At 63.5% G+C, this 14,955-nt stretch carries 20 protein-coding genes; 18 read left to right on the top strand and 2 right to left on the bottom strand.

Features of this window, described 5'->3' with window-relative positions; translation table 11 throughout:
• The first annotated feature begins 142 nt into the window (after positions 1-142).
• The 13 genes from FIU86_RS19430 to FIU86_RS19375 all read left to right on the top strand — a co-directional run bounded on the left by FIU86_RS19430 (position 143) and on the right by FIU86_RS19375 (position 8,337).
• Complete coding sequence (locus FIU86_RS19430; RefSeq protein ID WP_152476647.1) at positions 143-403, top strand: helix-turn-helix domain-containing protein; 261 nt, start codon at positions 143-145, stop codon at positions 401-403.
• A gap of 125 nt (positions 404-528) precedes the next feature.
• Entirely contained in the window at positions 529-792 is a 264-nt protein-coding gene (locus tag FIU86_RS19425) for a DUF2285 domain-containing protein (RefSeq protein WP_152477245.1), read from the top strand.
• A 117-nt stretch (positions 793-909) separates the two neighbouring features.
• The gene (locus tag FIU86_RS22730) at positions 910-1,245 is read left to right on the top strand and encodes a DUF6499 domain-containing protein (RefSeq protein ID WP_216647192.1); all 336 of its coding nucleotides are present in this window, start codon (positions 910-912) and stop codon (positions 1,243-1,245) included.
• Entirely contained in the window at positions 1,193-1,669 is a 477-nt protein-coding gene (locus tag FIU86_RS22725; RefSeq protein ID WP_254703895.1) for a DUF2285 domain-containing protein, read from the top strand. The genes FIU86_RS22730 and FIU86_RS22725 overlap by 53 nt, the downstream gene beginning before the upstream one ends.
• Before the next feature lie 126 nt (positions 1,670-1,795).
• Positions 1,796-2,068 (top strand): AlpA family transcriptional regulator, encoded by a 273-nt coding sequence (locus FIU86_RS19415; protein ID WP_152476643.1) that lies wholly within the window; start codon positions 1,796-1,798, stop codon positions 2,066-2,068.
• Between the two features lie 8 nt (positions 2,069-2,076).
• Entirely contained in the window at positions 2,077-3,255 is a 1,179-nt protein-coding gene (locus FIU86_RS19410; protein ID WP_152476641.1) for a replication initiator protein A, read from the top strand.
• Positions 3,252-3,890: a ParA family partition ATPase gene (gene parA / locus FIU86_RS19405; RefSeq protein ID WP_152476639.1), complete on the top strand. Its 639-nt coding sequence runs from the start codon at positions 3,252-3,254 to the stop codon at positions 3,888-3,890. Before FIU86_RS19410 ends, parA begins: the two co-directional genes overlap by 4 nt.
• A complete protein-coding gene (locus tag FIU86_RS19400) occupies positions 3,887-4,138 on the top strand; it encodes a hypothetical protein (RefSeq protein WP_152476637.1) in 252 nt (83 codons plus the stop codon). Before parA ends, FIU86_RS19400 begins: the two co-directional genes overlap by 4 nt.
• Entirely contained in the window at positions 4,135-4,656 is a 522-nt protein-coding gene (locus FIU86_RS19395) for a DUF2840 domain-containing protein (RefSeq protein WP_152476635.1), read from the top strand. The genes FIU86_RS19400 and FIU86_RS19395 overlap by 4 nt, the downstream gene beginning before the upstream one ends.
• Positions 4,653-5,198, top strand: coding sequence for a S26 family signal peptidase (locus tag FIU86_RS19390; RefSeq protein WP_152476633.1), 546 nt, complete (start codon positions 4,653-4,655; stop codon positions 5,196-5,198). The genes FIU86_RS19395 and FIU86_RS19390 overlap by 4 nt, the downstream gene beginning before the upstream one ends.
• A 49-nt stretch (positions 5,199-5,247) precedes the next feature.
• A complete protein-coding gene (locus FIU86_RS19385; RefSeq protein ID WP_152476630.1) occupies positions 5,248-5,583 on the top strand; it encodes a DUF736 domain-containing protein in 336 nt (111 codons plus the stop codon).
• A gap of 3 nt (positions 5,584-5,586) precedes the next feature.
• Positions 5,587-6,354, top strand: a complete 768-nt coding sequence (locus FIU86_RS19380; protein ID WP_152476628.1) for a lytic transglycosylase domain-containing protein — start codon at positions 5,587-5,589, stop codon at positions 6,352-6,354.
• Between the two features lie 243 nt (positions 6,355-6,597).
• Entirely contained in the window at positions 6,598-8,337 is a 1,740-nt protein-coding gene (locus tag FIU86_RS19375; protein WP_152476626.1) for a VirD2 family relaxase/mobilization nuclease, read from the top strand.
• Positions 8,338-8,442: 105 nt separating this feature from the next.
• Here FIU86_RS19375 and FIU86_RS19370 read toward each other — a convergent pair whose 3' ends face one another.
• Positions 8,443-9,177: an SDR family NAD(P)-dependent oxidoreductase gene (locus FIU86_RS19370; RefSeq protein WP_152476624.1), complete on the bottom strand. Its 735-nt coding sequence runs from the start codon at positions 9,175-9,177 to the stop codon at positions 8,443-8,445.
• A gap of 275 nt (positions 9,178-9,452) precedes the next feature.
• Here FIU86_RS19370 and FIU86_RS19365 point away from each other — a divergent pair, with 275 nt between their 5' ends.
• Positions 9,453-11,438, top strand: a complete 1,986-nt coding sequence (locus tag FIU86_RS19365; RefSeq protein ID WP_152476622.1) for a conjugal transfer protein TraG — start codon at positions 9,453-9,455, stop codon at positions 11,436-11,438.
• Positions 11,439-11,441: 3 nt separating this feature from the next.
• Positions 11,442-11,870, top strand: coding sequence for a ribbon-helix-helix protein, CopG family (locus FIU86_RS19360; RefSeq protein ID WP_152476621.1), 429 nt, complete (start codon positions 11,442-11,444; stop codon positions 11,868-11,870).
• 18 nt (positions 11,871-11,888) lie between these two features.
• Here FIU86_RS19360 and FIU86_RS19355 read toward each other — a convergent pair whose 3' ends face one another.
• Positions 11,889-12,674: a bifunctional 2-polyprenyl-6-hydroxyphenol methylase/3-demethylubiquinol 3-O-methyltransferase UbiG gene (locus FIU86_RS19355; RefSeq protein ID WP_254703894.1), complete on the bottom strand. Its 786-nt coding sequence runs from the start codon at positions 12,672-12,674 to the stop codon at positions 11,889-11,891.
• Positions 12,675-13,333: 659 nt separating this feature from the next.
• Between FIU86_RS19355 and trbB the strand changes: the two genes are divergently transcribed.
• Genes trbB through FIU86_RS19340 form a run of 3 tightly spaced genes read left to right on the top strand, consistent with a single transcriptional unit; the run spans position 13,334 to position 14,953 of the window.
• The gene (gene trbB, locus FIU86_RS19350) at positions 13,334-14,359 is read left to right on the top strand and encodes a P-type conjugative transfer ATPase TrbB (RefSeq protein WP_152476619.1); all 1,026 of its coding nucleotides are present in this window, start codon (positions 13,334-13,336) and stop codon (positions 14,357-14,359) included.
• On the top strand, positions 14,340-14,672 hold the full coding sequence (locus tag FIU86_RS19345; protein ID WP_152476617.1) for a TrbC/VirB2 family protein: 333 nt from the start codon (positions 14,340-14,342) through the stop codon (positions 14,670-14,672). The genes trbB and FIU86_RS19345 overlap by 20 nt, the downstream gene beginning before the upstream one ends.
• A complete protein-coding gene (locus tag FIU86_RS19340) occupies positions 14,672-14,953 on the top strand; it encodes a VirB3 family type IV secretion system protein (protein ID WP_152476615.1) in 282 nt (93 codons plus the stop codon). Before FIU86_RS19345 ends, FIU86_RS19340 begins: the two co-directional genes overlap by 1 nt.
• Positions 14,954-14,955 lie beyond the last annotated feature (2 nt).

The following is a 14,955-nucleotide window of genomic DNA, read 5'->3' as shown; positions in this document are numbered from 1 at the left end:
TCTTGTGCCGACCGAATCAGATGTGCCGTCAACCGCCGATTGCCCGATTCAAAACAGTTTTTTTGCTTTCAAATCAGCCCAAGGCGACTATTATAGTCGTTTTAGTGGCGTGAATGCCGGGGTCTGTAGGAGGTGATCATGCATGATCACCGCCCGACAGGCACGGGCCGCGCGCGCATTGCTCGGTTGGACGCAAGAGATGCTCGCTGAGAAGGCCCTGGTTTCGCTGACCGCACTCAAGCGCCTCGAATCCGTCAATGGACTCAAGGTGCATGAGAGCACGTGCGACCAGATTCGCCGGGCGCTCGAAGCAGCAGGCATCGTCTTCCTGTCCTCTGACCGAGGAGAAGGAGTGATGATTGTCGATGCCACGAAACCTGACAAGTCGGAAGCGCTGGCCTGACGACGGAAGTGTCAGGCGCAATGCGCCACATCTTGCGGAGCGGTTTTTCGGCGCGCCACTACAAATTTTGTCAATTTACGTTAACCATATGTACCGAGGCCTCGCGCCAATGGACTGGGGGACAGATGGGGCAAGCTGACTTTCTGGACGAGCCGCCGCACAGCGAACACCTGACCGAATACGATCGTGCGCATTTTGCGACATATCTTCGCTTGCTTGATGCGGAGGCCGACGCCGCGCATTGGGCTGAAGCAGTCCGCATCATCTTTGGACTCGACCCCGAAGAACAGCCCGATCGTGCTCAACACGTTCACCAGACACATCTCGCCCGCGCACACTGGATGACCGAGAACGGCTACCGCGATCTTCTTCGATCCGCCTATCACTGACTGGTGATGCGCAAAACGCATCTCTATATGCCGGTTGCCCGGCTATCCAAGTTTCAATTTTGACGCGATCTTCCAACGACCTGCGAACCACCGCGTGGAGTCGGGGAGGAAATCGGCATGGTGGCGAAAACGAACTGGCGCGAGCCGACGAACTATCGATATCTGAACGGTCTGAATCCTTCCGAACTCGCCTGGGAGTTTCTCAGGCGCAATCCCGAATACGAAAAGGAAGTCTCGGCTTCCGATCCCGCGGACGATCACGCCGCGACCGCGCTGACGGCGCACTGGGGGTTGCGCTTTCCCGATAGCGCCGAACTTGTCCGCGCCCAATGCCGACATCTTCTGGAGCCCTGCCGTCGATCCGAGCGTCCTGATCTTCGCCCCTCAACCGGGCCCGAACATGCCCACGGTGATTTTCAAAGTCCATCCGGCCGATGCCCGAACATCGGATGAAGGTCTCTATATTCGCTTTGCGATCGGCACCGAGCACTTCTCAGCAATCTGCCTCGACGGCAAAGCTCCCAACGGATCGGTGGCCGCTATTACACTCATCGACCAGCTCATGCAGGATCGGGTCGATGCGATTGTTCGGTTCCGCGATGCTGCCCTCCATCACCGGATATCGCCCGACACGAGATTGACGCCCCAACGCAGACAACGCCTCATTGAGAGCCTCCGCGCAATCGACGGTCGACGTGCAGGAGCCACCTACCGGGAAATCGCCGAGGCTGTCTTTGGCGCCGCGCCAGTCAACGCCATCACCTGGAAATCCGCTCCACTGCGCGACACCGTGATGCGTCGCACGAGATCGGGCCTCGACCTCGTGGCGGGCGGTTATCGCAGACTTCTTCTCGGACACCGTCCCGACCGAAACTAGTGGTCATCGGGGTGCGAATGTACTTTCGAATCTTCGCACTCCCCCACGCCCTTTCTTCTCCGCCACCGTGACCCTGACGCTCCGCCGATATCCGGCGGCGCCAACAAGGATCACGGAGGCACGATCATGTCCGCAGCCACCGCCGGCATCCCGCCGCGCTATCTGAGAACGCCCGAGGCGGCGCGCTTTCTCAGCCTTTCCGCCCGAACCCTCGAAAAGCACCGCACCTACGGGACCGGTCCTGCCTACCGCAAACTCGGTGGCCGTGTCGTCTATTCCGTCGACGACCTGCAGGCTTGGGCGGAGCGTGGCGCCAAGCGATCCACCTCCGACCCCGGCGTCGGCACGGTCCTTCCGGCCAAACGTCATGACGATCCGTCGTCTGCCGAGAGCCGCTGAATACTCCCATGACGGCGCGGCCCCGCAGATCGGAACGGGAGCAGCTTGAGCTGTTCCGCGCTCTGCCGAGCGATCTCGCGCCGCGCGATGCGCAGGACCTCATGGCCTATCCGTTTTTCTCTCTATCCAAATCCCACCGCGTCGAGCCGATCGAATACCGTTCCGGCGAAATCGCCATCCGCGTGGAAGCCGTGCCGGAACACGGCATGGCCACAATCTGGGATGCCGATATCCTGATCTGGGCGGCCAGCCAGATCGTCGAGGCGCGCGACAACGGCTTTCGCACGTCGCGCCTGATCGCAACCACCCCATACGAAATCCTGACCTTCGTCGGACGTGGCACCGGCGCGCGCGACTATCGCCGGCTGAGAGCCGCACTCGACCGGCTACAATCGACGACGGTCGCGACCACTTTGCGACAGCCGCCGGCCAATCCTCGAAGCCGCATTGAACGCACATCCGATGCGCCAGCGACCGGTCGGCGCATGCATCGCTTCTCCTGGATCAACGAATGGACGGAGCGCGCCGACGCGTTCGGCAATCCGGACGGAATCGAGCTCATCGTGCCGGACTGGTTCTACAAGGCGGTGCTGGACGAGGCACTCGTCCTCACCATCGACCGCGCCTATTTCAGTCTGACCGGCGGGATCGAACGCTGGCTCTACCGGATCGTGCGCAAGCATGGCGGCCGACAAAAGCGCGGCTGGCGGTTCGACCTCCGGCACCTCTACGTCAAATCCGGGAGCCTCTCGCCATTCAAGCGCTTCGCCTTCGAGCTCCGCGCGATCATTCAGCGACAACCGCTGCCGGGCTACACGCTGTTTCTCGAAATCGAAGCGGGCGGGCGCACGCTGCTCGCCTTCGAGCCGGCGCCCTGTGGACAGGCTGTGGAAGCCGTCGTGCTATCGGGAACCCGGACTATCGTGCCATCGGGAACCGACCCATCGTGCTATCAGGAACCCAAACCGCATCTAACCTCTTCCGCACAAAGCGAAAATCGACGCCTTAACTTAGAGTCTAACAAAGAATCTAACTTTTGTAGGAGCGCGCCTTCTGGGGAAAACCGCTCTCCGACGGGCCGAAAAGAGGATGAGCGGAGGCGGCATACGGCGTTCTCCGAACGCGATGACGACGCTGGGGCCGCGAGCGATCCACCTGCCCGAAACGGTTCGGGAGGCGCGTCATGATCGCGGCGCTCCTCAATCAGAAAGGCGGTGTCGGCAAGACAACGCTCGCTCTGCATCTCGCCGGTGAATGGGCGCGAGGCGGAAGCACCGTCACCCTGATCGATGCCGACCCACAGGGATCGGCGCTCGACTGGTCGGAACGGCGCAGCCATCAGGGCCTGCCGCGGGGCTTCGGCGTCATCGGCCTCGCACGAGACACGCTCCATCACGAGGCGCCGGAACTCGCCCGCACTGCCGATCATGTCGTCATCGACGGTCCGCCGCGCGTTGCGGGGCTGATGCGCTCGGCGCTACTTGCCGCCGACATCATCCTCATTCCCGTTCAGCCGTCACCCTTCGATGGCTGGGCCTCGGCGGAGATCCTGCGCCTGATCGAGGAGGCACGGATATTCCGTCCGCAACTGGTCGTGCGCTTCGTCCTCAACCGCGGTCCGACCCGAACCATCATCGCGCGCGAGACCGGTGATGCGCTCGCCGACCAGGACCCGCCCGCGCTCCGCGCGACCATCGGCCAGCGCGTCATCTTTGCGTCGGCCGCGCAGTCCGGCCGCCTCGTTTGCGAATGCGACGCGGACAGCATCGCCGCGCGGGAAGTGGCGGCGCTCGCGGCCGAGATCGGAAGGCTCGCACCATGAGCGACCGCCCAAACCGCCGCGCCTTCGCCGCGAGACCGGGCGATCCCGAGCAGTGGATCAGGTCGGCCGATGCGGCTCCCCGTGAAGGCATGTCGTCCAGGTTCACCGCGCGCCTGACGATCGACATCACGCCCGAGTTGCGCGGGCGCATCAAGATCGCCGCCTTCCAGCGAGGAGTGACCGTCGCCGACATGTTGCGCGACCTGCTCGCCCGCGAATTCCCGAACGACGAAGGAGATTCATCATGACCGGCGCCACAGCCCCCGGTGTCGGCACCGGCCCGATGCCGTCCGCCCATACTTCCGACGCACTCACGCATGTCGAACTGACCTGGATCGAGGGCAGGATCGAATACTGGATCCGCTTCGGCCGCGAGGCCGGCGAGCGGATCATCGACCGCCGACGGCGCGTCGTATCTTTCCGTCCCGGCGCCGTCTTCGCCTTCGTGCGATGGGCGGCCAACGACTACGGCACGGTCATCTCGCGCATCGACATCCTGCGCGCCGTCGAGCCCGGCGCCGCATACCAAACGCTACCCTTCGTGCGTCCCGGCGGGGAAATCCTGCTCAAGATCGAAGGCTGGCCGAAGGTCGAGAGGGTGCTCCAGCACATCGACGCGGTGGAAGCCGCGGACGTCGATCCCTGCGACGCCGCGCCCGATCACTGGCGCCATGTGGCGCACCGAATGAGCGCGGGCCAGGAACCGCGTCCCTACACGAAGGAGCGCCACCAGGCCTGGCTCAAGCGGCGGGAGATCGAACGATGACCCGCTTCGGCTATGTCATGCTGACCTACTTCACCGCCACGAGCGTCGCCGCGGCCGCCATCGTTCCGACATCGCTGAAGCTCGTCTGGAACGTGTCGGCCAGCGCACCGATCGGGCTCTACCGCATCGAACCTGCCGCGCATCTCGACGTCCCCGATCTCGTCGCGGTCATGCCGCCCGAGCCGCTCGAGGACTTCATGGTCGAGCGCGGTTATATCGGCCGCGACGCGCCGATCCTGAAGCGCGTCCTCGGGCTGCCGGGACAGCGCATATGCCGGATCGGCCGCACCATCACGGTCGACGGAATCGCGATGGGTGAAGCGCGCGACCGTGATCGCCTCGACCGGCCGCTGCCGGTCTGGAGCGGCTGTCGCATCGTCGCCGAGGACGAGCTCTTCCTCATGAACTGGCAAGTCCCCGACAGTCTCGACGGGCGGTATTTCGGACCGCTTCCGGCGACGACCGTCATCGGCCGGGCCATCCCTCTCTACACCGACGAAGACGGCGATGGTCGCTTCGCCTGGCGCGCGCCGACGCGGTGACGGCGCACGCCTTCCAGCAATCCCACCGCATCCAACCAAGGAGTTCACCATGCCCCAGATCGGACAATTCACGCGCACGGAAAACGGCTATAGCGGTCGCATGCGCTCGCTGTCCTTCGACTGCGAGCTTACATTCGTCACGGCCGAGAATGCCGACAGCGAGAACGCGCCGGCCTACCGCGTCCATCTCGGCGACGAGACCGGCCCCGAAGTCGGCGCCGGCTGGAAACATACCGGCGACCGCGCCGGCACGTTCATCTCCGTCGTCCTCGACGATCCCGCCTTTCCCATTCCGGTGCGCGCCCGGCTGTTCCAGTCTGATGAGGACGGACGCGACTGGGGCCTGCACTGGACGCGCCCGAAGAAGCGCGACGAACAGGACTGATCGATGCCGCTCATCGGTCCGTCAGCACCATTGCGGCGGTGCGCTCCCTGCGGCCGCATCGTCCTCCTTCTCCTTTCCGGCCTCGTCATCAATGCGCTCGAAATCGGCGGCGCGGCCGCACAGCCGACGCCCACCGGACGACACGAAGTCCGCGATCCCATCGCCGCCCATATCGCCGAGGCGGCGCAGCGGTTCGGGATTCCCGAACGCTGGATCGTCGCCGTCATGCATGCCGAAAGCGCTGGCAATCCGCGCGCGGTCTCACGCGCAGGAGCACAGGGATTGATGCAGGTCATGCCGGCGACCTGGGATGATTTGCGGGTTCGACATCGGCTCGGTTCCGATCCCTTCGACCCGCGCGACAACATCCTGGCGGGTGCGGCCTATCTGCGCGAGATGTACGACCGTTACGGCACGATCCCGGCGATGCTGGCGGCCTACAATGCGGGGCCGGATCGCTACGACGAGCACCTCGCAGCGGGTCGTCCGCTGCCCGCCGAAACACGCGCCTATGTCGCTCTGCTTGCACCGGCGCTGGGCGCAACGGTGCCATCGCCCGGCGCTCCGGCTGTACCCTCACCGCCACCCGACTGGCGCGAAGCGCCGCTGTTCGTCCCGCGCTCAGTTGACCGCCGGACAGTCGCGGATAGTGCCACGGAGAAGCACTCGGACGGCACCTCCGCTTCCATGCCGGTGCAGCCCGGTGCCGAGGATCAGTCACATCCCAAATCCATTTTCATGGCGCAGGATGACACTGGGGGTGAGCGATGACGCGTTTCAGCTCTCATCGCATACTTTCGGGCTCTGGCGTGTCATGGAGAGTGCGAAGGGCAGCCGCAGGAACCACAACCGACCGATGGCAGGATAAAAGGGCGCACATTGCGCGCCGGTCGGTCGGTTGTTTTGTTTGGATTTTCTGGCGCGTTCCGCACATTGTCCAGCTACGCCGCAATGTGCGCCGCGCACTCAACTTCCCGAATGTCCTGCCTTTTCCGCACATTGCGGAACAATGCCATGTCCGATGACCGCGAGTTCCGCGTCCGTCCTGGCCGCATCCGCTCGACTCGCGCCCAAGCGGCGCGCCCCTTCATCGCCCAGGCGCTAGCAGCAGCGAAGAAGGCGGGCGGCAGCGTGTCACGATCCGGGCGCGTCACATCCGGCAACCGCTCGCGCTTCGGCCACGGCCAGCGAGCCAGTATCCAGGCCAATCGTCTCATCACCGCGCGCTCTCGCGGCGCGGTCATCAAGGCGCGCGTGGTTCGCCATTCGGGGCGCGCCGCGCCGCTCGGCACACATCTCGACTATCTGCGCCGCGATGGTGTCACCCGGGACGGGGAGAAGGCGCGTCTGTTCGGGCCGGGAGAGGAAGAAGCGGATGGCCGTGTCTTCACCGAGCGCTGCGAGGACGACCGGCATCATTTCCGCTTCATCGTCTCGCCCGACGATGCGCTGGAGATGTCCGACCTGCGATCCTTCACCAGCGATCTCGTCGGGCAGATGGAGAAGGATCTCGGCACCGAGTTCGACTGGGTGGCCGTCGATCACTGGAACACCGAGCACCCGCATGTCCATCTGATCGTGCGCGGCGTACGCGACGATGGCGAAGACCTCGTCATCTCGCGCGACTACATCAAGGAAGGCATGCGTGACCGGGCACGCGATCTCATCACCCAGGAGCTAGGGCCGCGCACCGACCTCGATATTCGCCGCACCCTCGAAAGCCAGATCGAGACCGAGCGCTGGACCCAACTCGACCGTCAGCTCGTGCGCGACGGTCGGCGCACCGGAATCATCGATCTCGCACCCAATCCGGGTGAGCAACCCGACGAATTCCATGCGCTGAAGATTGGACGGCTGCGCAAGCTGGAAACACTGGGCCTCGCCGAGCAGGTCGGCCCCGGTCAATGGATGATCGGCGACAGGGCCGAGGCGACACTGCGCGAGCTCGGCGAGCGCGGCGACATCATCAAGCGCATGCATCGCGCCCTGACCGAGCGCGGCATCGAGCGCGGATCGGCGGACTATGTGCTGGCTGCCGAGAGCTTCGACGTCCCCATCCTCGGCCGCCTGGTCGAGCGCGGGCTCGATGACGAGCTCAAGGGCACGGCCTATGCCGTGGTCGACGGCATTGATGGGCGGAGCCATCACGTCAAGCTCGCCGATCTCAATGCCGCCGGCGACAGCGCGCCAGGCTCGATCGTTGAACTGCGCGCCTATGACGATTCCCGCGGCCAACGCCGCGTCGCGCTCGCGGTCCGCTCCGATCTCGACATCGAACGGCAGGTCACCGCGTCCGGCGCGACCTGGCTCGACCGGCAGAATATTGCGCGCGAGCCTGCCGCGCTCTCCCAAGGCGGCTTCGGAGCGGAGGTGCGCAATGCCCTCGAGAGGCGGGCCGACCATCTGATCGGGGAAGGGTTCGCCGAGCGGCAGGGCCGACGGATCGTCTTCAGCCGCAATCTCATCGACACGCTCCGCCGGCGCGAGGTGGACGAAGTCGGCGAGAAGCTGGCAGCGAAGACAGGGCAACCGTTCCAGCGCGCGGGAAGCGGTGAGCACGTCGCCGGGGCCTATCGCCAGCGCCTGACGCTCGCCACCGGGCGCTTCGCGATGATTGACGACGGGCTCGGCTTCCAGCTCGTGCCCTGGACGCCTTCGATGGAGAAGCATCTCGGCCGCCACATCTCCGGTGTCGCGCGCGGCGATGGCGGCATCGATTGGAGCTTCGGTCGCAAGCGGGGACTGGGGCGTTAAACCAGCAAAGCGAGCTATGCCAGCAAACGATCAGACGGCAGCTTCGGGCTCAATTGGCGAATGCTGCGGCTTGAGCGAGCGGCTGGCTTGATGAGCCGCGGGGAGCTACCCCTTGATATGTGCCGGGGTGATCGTTGTGGCCATGTGGGTGCGTTCGGGGTCGTTATAGTTCGGGTCGGTTCCATCGGGTTGATAGATGAGCTCGCGGTCCTCCACTCCCTTTGATGCAGTTGCCAGTCGCCAGTATTCTGCAGCGATCTGATCGGGATCGAAGGGCCCGCCTGGTTCGACAATCCCGCACACCGCGACGACCGACACATGCACACCTTGAGGCGATAGTTCCTTGAACAACGAGAAGGCGAGACTGCGAAGCGCTGCCTTGCCCACTGCGAGTGAAGTCCACTCAGGATATGGTTCCAACGCAAGCCCCCCACCCGTGAAGAGAATTGCCCCGACACCCTTCCTCGTCATTGCCGGGGCGACGGCACGGGCTGCGACGAAAGCACCCACAACGTTGACCTCAAACTCGCTACGCAACTCATCGCTCGTCAGGTCGAACGGTAGTGCGGAGCGCATTACGGAGGCGTTATAGATCAGCACGTCAGTCGCGCCGATGCAGCCTTCGACAAATGCAATCGCTTCAAGGAGCTCTGCACTGTCGCCTGCATCGGCGCAACTCCAGGCCGCTCGGATGCCCATTTCGTTCAACTCTGCGCACAACGGCGCGATGACGTCGGCTCTCCGAGCTATCAATCCTACGTCGTATCCTTCGGATGCGAAGCGGCTCGCAGTTGATCGCGAAAGGCCCGTGCCCACGCCGATGATTAAGCAAGTGGGCATGCTCGACACCTCTCGAAATCTAAATAAATTGTGTGGTGATGGTGCCTACGTAACCGCTCGGATTTCAAGAAACTAGGTGAAAAAGCAGTCATTGGAAAGACTGCAGCGAATGCCCGCTTCGTCTCGCGTAGAAGACGCATCTTCACGAGCTTCTTCCCACCTTCAACACGCCGTTGTCTATCCATTGGCCGCCATTCCTGCGACCTTAGACGGTAACGGCTTGTCGATTCCATTCGCGCCCCTCAGCCTACCCGTATTTGCATGGATCTTGAGCCATGTTGGGTACGAAAATTCTCTGGGGGCAAATCCTCATCGTCTTCACGATCGTCCTCACCACCACCTGGGCGGCGACGGAGTGGACCGCGTGGCGTCTTGGATTTCAAGCCCAACTCGGCGCGCCCTGGTTCGAGATCCGGGGTTGGCCAATCTACTATCCACCGGCCTTCTTCTGGTGGTGGTATTTCTATGACGCCTATGCGCCGCCGATCTTTATCGAGGGCGCCATCATCGCCGCGTCCGGCGGCTTCATCGCAATCGCGGTTGCAATCCTCATGTCGGTCTGGCGCGCCCGCGAAGCTCAGAGTGTCGATACCTATGGATCGGCCCGCTGGGCAAAGCCGGGTGAAGTGAAATCCGCCGGTCTGCTCGGCCCCGACGGGGTCGTCCTCGGCAAGCTCAAGGATGACTATCTGCGCCATGAGGGACCTGAGCATGTGCTTTGTTTCGCGCCGACCCGGTCGGGCAAGGGCGTCGGTCTGGTCATCCCGTCGCTGCTGACCTGGTCGGGCTCGGCCATCGTCCACGACATCAAGGGAGAGAACTGGCAGCTCACGGCAGGTTTTCGCCGCCGCCATGGCCGCGTGCTGCTGTTCGACCCGACCAACCCCGAGTCCTCTGCCTACAATCCTTTGCTCGAGGTTCGTCGCGGCGAGTGGGAGGTGCGCGACGTCCAGAACATCGCCGATATTCTCGTCGATCCCGAGGGCTCTCTGGAAAAGCGCAATCACTGGGAGAAGACCAGCCACGCTCTCCTGGTCGGTGCCATCCTCCATGTCCTCTATGCCGAGAAGGACAAGACGCTCGCCGGCGTTGCCGCCTTCCTGTCCGATCCGAAACGCCCGATCGAATCCACGCTCGCCGCCATGATGAAGACCGCGCATCTTGGCGAAGCCGGACCGCATCCGGTTATCGCCAGCGCGGCACGCGAACTCCTTAACAAGTCCGACAACGAGCGCTCCGGTGTTCTCTCCACCGCCATGTCCTTCCTCGGCCTCTACCGCGATCCCGTCGTCGCCAAGGTGACCCGACGCTGCGACTGGCGGATCACCGACATGGTCGGAGGCAAACGTCCGGCAACGCTCTATCTCGTTGTGCCGCCGTCCGACATCAATCGGACCAAGCCGCTGATCCGCCTCATCCTCAACCAGATCGGCCGGCGGCTGACCGAAGACCTGCAATCCAGAACCGCGCGGCACAAATTGCTTCTGATGCTGGACGAGTTCCCCGCGCTCGGCCGCCTCGACTTCTTCGAAAGCGCGCTCGCCTTCATGGCAGGCTACGGACTCAAGAGTTTCCTGATAGCGCAGTCGCTGAACCAGATCGAGAAGGCCTACGGGCCGAACAACTCGATCCTCGACAATTGCCACGTCCGGGTGAGCTTCGCGACCAATGACGAACGCACCGCTAAGCGCGTCTCCGATGCCCTCGGCACGGCGACCGAGATGCGGGCGATGAAAAACTATGCCGGGCATCGGCTCTCGCCCTGGCTCGGCCATCTGATGGTGTCGCGGCAGGAAACGGCTCGGCCGCTACTGACGCCCGGTGAGGTCATGCAGCTTCCGCCAGCGGATGAAATCGTCATGGTCGCCGGCATATCGCCGATCCGTGCGAAGAAGGTTCGCTACTACGAGGACCAGCGGTTCCGGGACCGCATTCTGCCGCCGCCGTCCAAAGCAGAACCTGTCGAGTCTGGAGATGATGAATGGAGCTCGCTACCATTGCCGCCGAAGCCGACGCTTCACGCCGACAATTCTGGCAGCGCTGGCGACGAAGAGGACACCACAGAGTCCGAGCGACGGCGCCAGCCGGAGCTCAACCGTGTCCAGCCCGTCGAGAAGAAGGAGCCAATCGAAAACGAGTTTGAGATAGCCCCCCTCGATGACGATCAGGAAGAAGCCGCCCGCAACAGCCGAATGACCCGCACGATGCAACGAGTGGCGCGGCAGGTCTCGCTCGACCCCAAGGACGGAATGGAACTCTAGCCGATGCCCACTCGGAAGAAGAAGACGCAGATCTCCGTCTATCTCGATCCGGACGTTATGGCGACGCTGGCAGATTACGCAGCGCGCCGCGAGCAATCGCAGTCGATGATCGCGGAGGCGGCGATCGCTTCCTTCCTGTCGCCCGACGATGCCGAACGGCGCGAGGCCGTCATTGCCAAGCGGCTGGATCAGATCGATCGCCGCATGACCCGTCTTGAGCGAGATCTCGGTATCTCTGTTGAAACACTGGCCGTGTTTGTTCGATTCTGGCTCAACACCACGCCGGCATTGCCAGAACCGGCCGCCCAGGCAGCGCGCGCCAAGGCCGCGGAACGATACGAGACATTCATCACCACGCTTGGCCGGCGTCTCGCCAAGGGGCCGAAACTCCGGCAGGAAATTCCTGAAGACGTAGCTGAAACAGATTTCTGAAGGTCTGCTTCGAGCCATTCACGGCATTCGGTAACATGCCGCCCGGCCGGTAGGCCCGGGCGGAAACGAGATCAGCTCTTGTATGCCGAAACCATCAACATCATTGGCCGCTCCATCTCTTCGGCCAGCTTTGGCATCGCCGCGATCTGGTCCGATGTCGGTGCAAATTCCTCGATCCGTCGCAGAGCGAAGCCCGCGCCGATCAAGGTGTTTATCGTAGTCGCCAGTGTCCGATGCTGCTTCAGCACCCCCTCGGCGAAACCAGTTGGTGCTGCGCTCGCCCTCTGTCGAATAGCCGTTGACCGGCCATGTCTTGCGTCCGTTCTCGTCCTCAATCCAATCCGGATGGATTGCGGCCATGAAGATCGGGTGCTCAATCGTGAAGACTAGATCGCCGCCGCGCGTAAGCGCGCGATGGAGCGTGCGCATCAGCAGCCCGAAATCGCGTACGTAGTGGAAGGTAAGTGCGCTATAGATCAAATCGAAGGCTGCATCTGACAGTTCGAGCGTGTCGAGATCGGCAATGCGATAGTTGATAGCGGGATCGTCCGTGTCGGCCAGTGCCCGGTCGATCATTTTCCGCGACAGGTCGATGCCCAGAACCGTTTCCGCTCCCTGTTCGCGGAACCAGCGAGATGCCCAACCGAAGCCGCAGCCCAAATCGGCCACGCGCTTGCCTGCGACTTCCGGCAACAATGCGCGGATGGCGGGCCATTCCGGCGCACCATCCAGCCCTTGCACCTGACGGGGAAGCTGGCTGTAGCCAGCGAAGAAATCGGGATTGTCGTAGATATTCTGTGCCATGTTCATCTTCAGAGAAAAAGGGGAGGACGAGGCACGTTTTCCACGCCAAAACACCTCGTCCGAAAGGGCGAGGCCGAGGCTGGCAATCGGCGTGGTCAGGTCGCGTGATCGTCATCCCGGCATCCCGCCAAGGGGACACCGGCTGACCGGGCGACTATATGGATGTCCTTCTCAACCATGCGAACGGAATCGACCGTCAGGTTAGAAAAGTCAATTTCATCGCCACGCGAGTGGCCGGAATGTCCGCATAATGGATGTTACGAGTGCGAACTTTTCGCCACAGGCGTCCGTGCGTCAGAGAACGATCCGGCGCTCCACGCCGATTCGATCCAGAAATGCCTGATCATGGCTGACCACCTGGGTCGCGCCATCATAGGCTTTCAGCGCGGATTCCAGCGTCTCAACCGTTTCGACATCAAGATGATTGCTCGGCTAATCGAGCAGGAGAAGCCACCGTGGGTGACTGTGTCCGAGTGGGCATGTCACCTTCCATGTCTGCCTGCGCCATACTAGGAAACTCAGAACCACCGCCGTTCTCCTGTCTTTGTACGCTACGCTACTACGACGCTAATTCCTTGTTGAATCGGCCCTAAATCAGGCTCTTTTAATCATCCCCGCATGGGGATCGCCTGTTTGTCCCCGCTGGAATCGGGGATCGAATGGCAGCCTCACATCACACTTCCGAAGGGATCGCACGTGGCGCGCGGATGCTGCGCACCGCGCTCGGTCCGGCCATCGCGACTTTCTTGGAAGACCCGGGCGTCGTCGAGGTGATGCTGAACCCGGACGGGCGGCTCTGGATAGATCGCCTCTCCGAAGGTCTGTCCGATACGGGCGAGCATCTGTCATCGGAGGATGGCGAACGCATCATCCGTCTTGTCGCCCACCATGTCGGTGCTGAGGTCCACACGGCAAGCCCGCGCGTCTCGGCGGAGCTGCCCGGAACGGGAGAGCGGTTCGAGGGGCTTCTGCCGCCGGTCGTGGCAGCGCCGGCTTTCGCGATCCGCAAGCCGGCCGTCGCGGTGTTCACGCTGGACGACTATGTCGCCGCCGACATCATGACGGTCGAGCAGGCATCGGCCCTGAGCGACGGCGTTGCCGCGCGCGCCAACATCCTCGTCGCCGGTGGCACATCGACGGGGAAGACCACACTCACCAATGCGCTGCTGGCCGAGGTCGCGAAGACCGCCGACCGCGTCGTCATCATCGAGGATACGCGCGAGTTGCAATGCGCCGCGCCGAACCTCGTCGCCATGCGGACGAAGGACGGCGTCGCCTCGCTCTCCGACCTCGTCCGCTCGTCCCTGCGCCTGCGGCCCGACCGCATCCCCATCGGCGAGGTTCGCGGCAGCGAGGCGCTCGATCTCCTCAAAGCCTGGGGTACCGGGCATCCGGGCGGTATCGGCACGATCCATGCGGGCACGGCGCTTGGTGCGCTCCGCCGTCTCGAGCAGCTCATTCAGGAGGCTGTCGTCACCGTCCCGCGCGCCCTGATCGGGGAGACCATCGATCTCGTGGCCGTGCTGTCCGGACGCGGCTCCGCGCGCCGTCTCGCAGAACTCGCCCGTGTCGAGGGGCTCGCGCCCGATGGCGACTATCGCGTCGTCGCAGCAATCGAGACCTCCGACGCACCCCTTCCCACTGCAACCGCAAAGGAAAGCTCCCATGAACCAGATTCTGCATAACACCCGTCAGAGACTGGCGACCGCCGTGTCGGTGGCGGTCATCGCCGTGATGACGGCGCCCGCCGCCCATGCCTCGGGCTCCTCCATGCCCTGGGAGGCGCCCCTTCAGTCCATCCTTGAATCCATCGAGGGACCGGTCGCCAAGATCATTGCCGTCATCGTCATTATCATCACCGGTCTTTCCCTGGCATTCGGCGACACCTCGGGCGGATTCCGGCGCCTGATCCAGATCGTCTTCGGGCTGTCGATCGCCTTCGCGGCGAGTTCCTTCTTCCTGTCCTTCTTCTCCTTCGGCGGCGGGGCGCTGGTCTGATGGCGGGTGCTTCCGACCAAGACGGGGAACTGCTCGGCTTTTCGGTGCCGGTCCACCGGGCGCTGACAGAGCCGATCCTGCTGGGCGGCGCGCCGCGCGCCATCGCCATCATGAACGGCACGCTCGCCGGCGCGGTCGGTCTCGGCCTGCGTCTCTGGCTGGTTGGCATCGCGATCTGGGCGATCGGTCACTTCGCGGCGGTCTGGGCCGCCAAGCGCGATCCGCTCTTCGTCGAGGTCGGCCGCCGCCATCTGCGCATTCCCGCGCATCTGACCGTGTGAAG

Origin of the sequence: Roseovarius sp. THAF9 (genome assembly GCF_009363715.1) — a bacterium.
Classification (GTDB): domain Bacteria; phylum Pseudomonadota; class Alphaproteobacteria; order Rhodobacterales; family Rhodobacteraceae; genus Roseovarius.
This window is presented reverse-complemented; position numbering and strand designations above follow the sequence as displayed.

Bases quoted from the DNA above. Each gene is read 5' to 3' on its own strand.
- FIU86_RS19425 (WP_152477245.1), top strand. From the start codon at position 529: ATGGGGCAAGCTGACTTTCTGGACGAGCCGCCGCACAGCGAACACCTG.
- FIU86_RS22725 (WP_254703895.1), top strand. From the start codon at position 1,193: ATGCCCACGGTGATTTTCAAAGTCCATCCGGCCGATGCCCGAACATCG.
- FIU86_RS19340 (WP_152476615.1), top strand. From the start codon at position 14,672: ATGGCGGGTGCTTCCGACCAAGACGGGGAACTGCTCGGCTTTTCGGTG.
- FIU86_RS19345 (WP_152476617.1), top strand. From the start codon at position 14,340: ATGAACCAGATTCTGCATAACACCCGTCAGAGACTGGCGACCGCCGTG.
- FIU86_RS19380 (WP_152476628.1), top strand. From the start codon at position 5,587: ATGCCGCTCATCGGTCCGTCAGCACCATTGCGGCGGTGCGCTCCCTGC.
- FIU86_RS19400 (WP_152476637.1), top strand. From the start codon at position 3,887: ATGAGCGACCGCCCAAACCGCCGCGCCTTCGCCGCGAGACCGGGCGAT.
- FIU86_RS19355 (WP_254703894.1), bottom strand. From the start codon at position 12,674: ATGGCACAGAATATCTACGACAATCCCGATTTCTTCGCTGGCTACAGC.
- FIU86_RS19365 (WP_152476622.1), top strand. From the start codon at position 9,453: ATGTTGGGTACGAAAATTCTCTGGGGGCAAATCCTCATCGTCTTCACG.
- FIU86_RS19430 (WP_152476647.1), top strand. From the start codon at position 143: ATGATCACCGCCCGACAGGCACGGGCCGCGCGCGCATTGCTCGGTTGG.
- parA (WP_152476639.1), top strand. From the start codon at position 3,252: ATGATCGCGGCGCTCCTCAATCAGAAAGGCGGTGTCGGCAAGACAACG.
- FIU86_RS22730 (WP_216647192.1), top strand. From the start codon at position 910: ATGGTGGCGAAAACGAACTGGCGCGAGCCGACGAACTATCGATATCTG.
- FIU86_RS19410 (WP_152476641.1), top strand. From the start codon at position 2,077: ATGACGGCGCGGCCCCGCAGATCGGAACGGGAGCAGCTTGAGCTGTTC.
- FIU86_RS19360 (WP_152476621.1), top strand. From the start codon at position 11,442: ATGCCCACTCGGAAGAAGAAGACGCAGATCTCCGTCTATCTCGATCCG.
- FIU86_RS19385 (WP_152476630.1), top strand. From the start codon at position 5,248: ATGCCCCAGATCGGACAATTCACGCGCACGGAAAACGGCTATAGCGGT.
- FIU86_RS19370 (WP_152476624.1), bottom strand. From the start codon at position 9,177: ATGCCCACTTGCTTAATCATCGGCGTGGGCACGGGCCTTTCGCGATCA.
- trbB (WP_152476619.1), top strand. From the start codon at position 13,334: ATGGCAGCCTCACATCACACTTCCGAAGGGATCGCACGTGGCGCGCGG.
- FIU86_RS19375 (WP_152476626.1), top strand. From the start codon at position 6,598: ATGTCCGATGACCGCGAGTTCCGCGTCCGTCCTGGCCGCATCCGCTCG.
- FIU86_RS19390 (WP_152476633.1), top strand. From the start codon at position 4,653: ATGACCCGCTTCGGCTATGTCATGCTGACCTACTTCACCGCCACGAGC.
- FIU86_RS19395 (WP_152476635.1), top strand. From the start codon at position 4,135: ATGACCGGCGCCACAGCCCCCGGTGTCGGCACCGGCCCGATGCCGTCC.
- FIU86_RS19415 (WP_152476643.1), top strand. From the start codon at position 1,796: ATGTCCGCAGCCACCGCCGGCATCCCGCCGCGCTATCTGAGAACGCCC.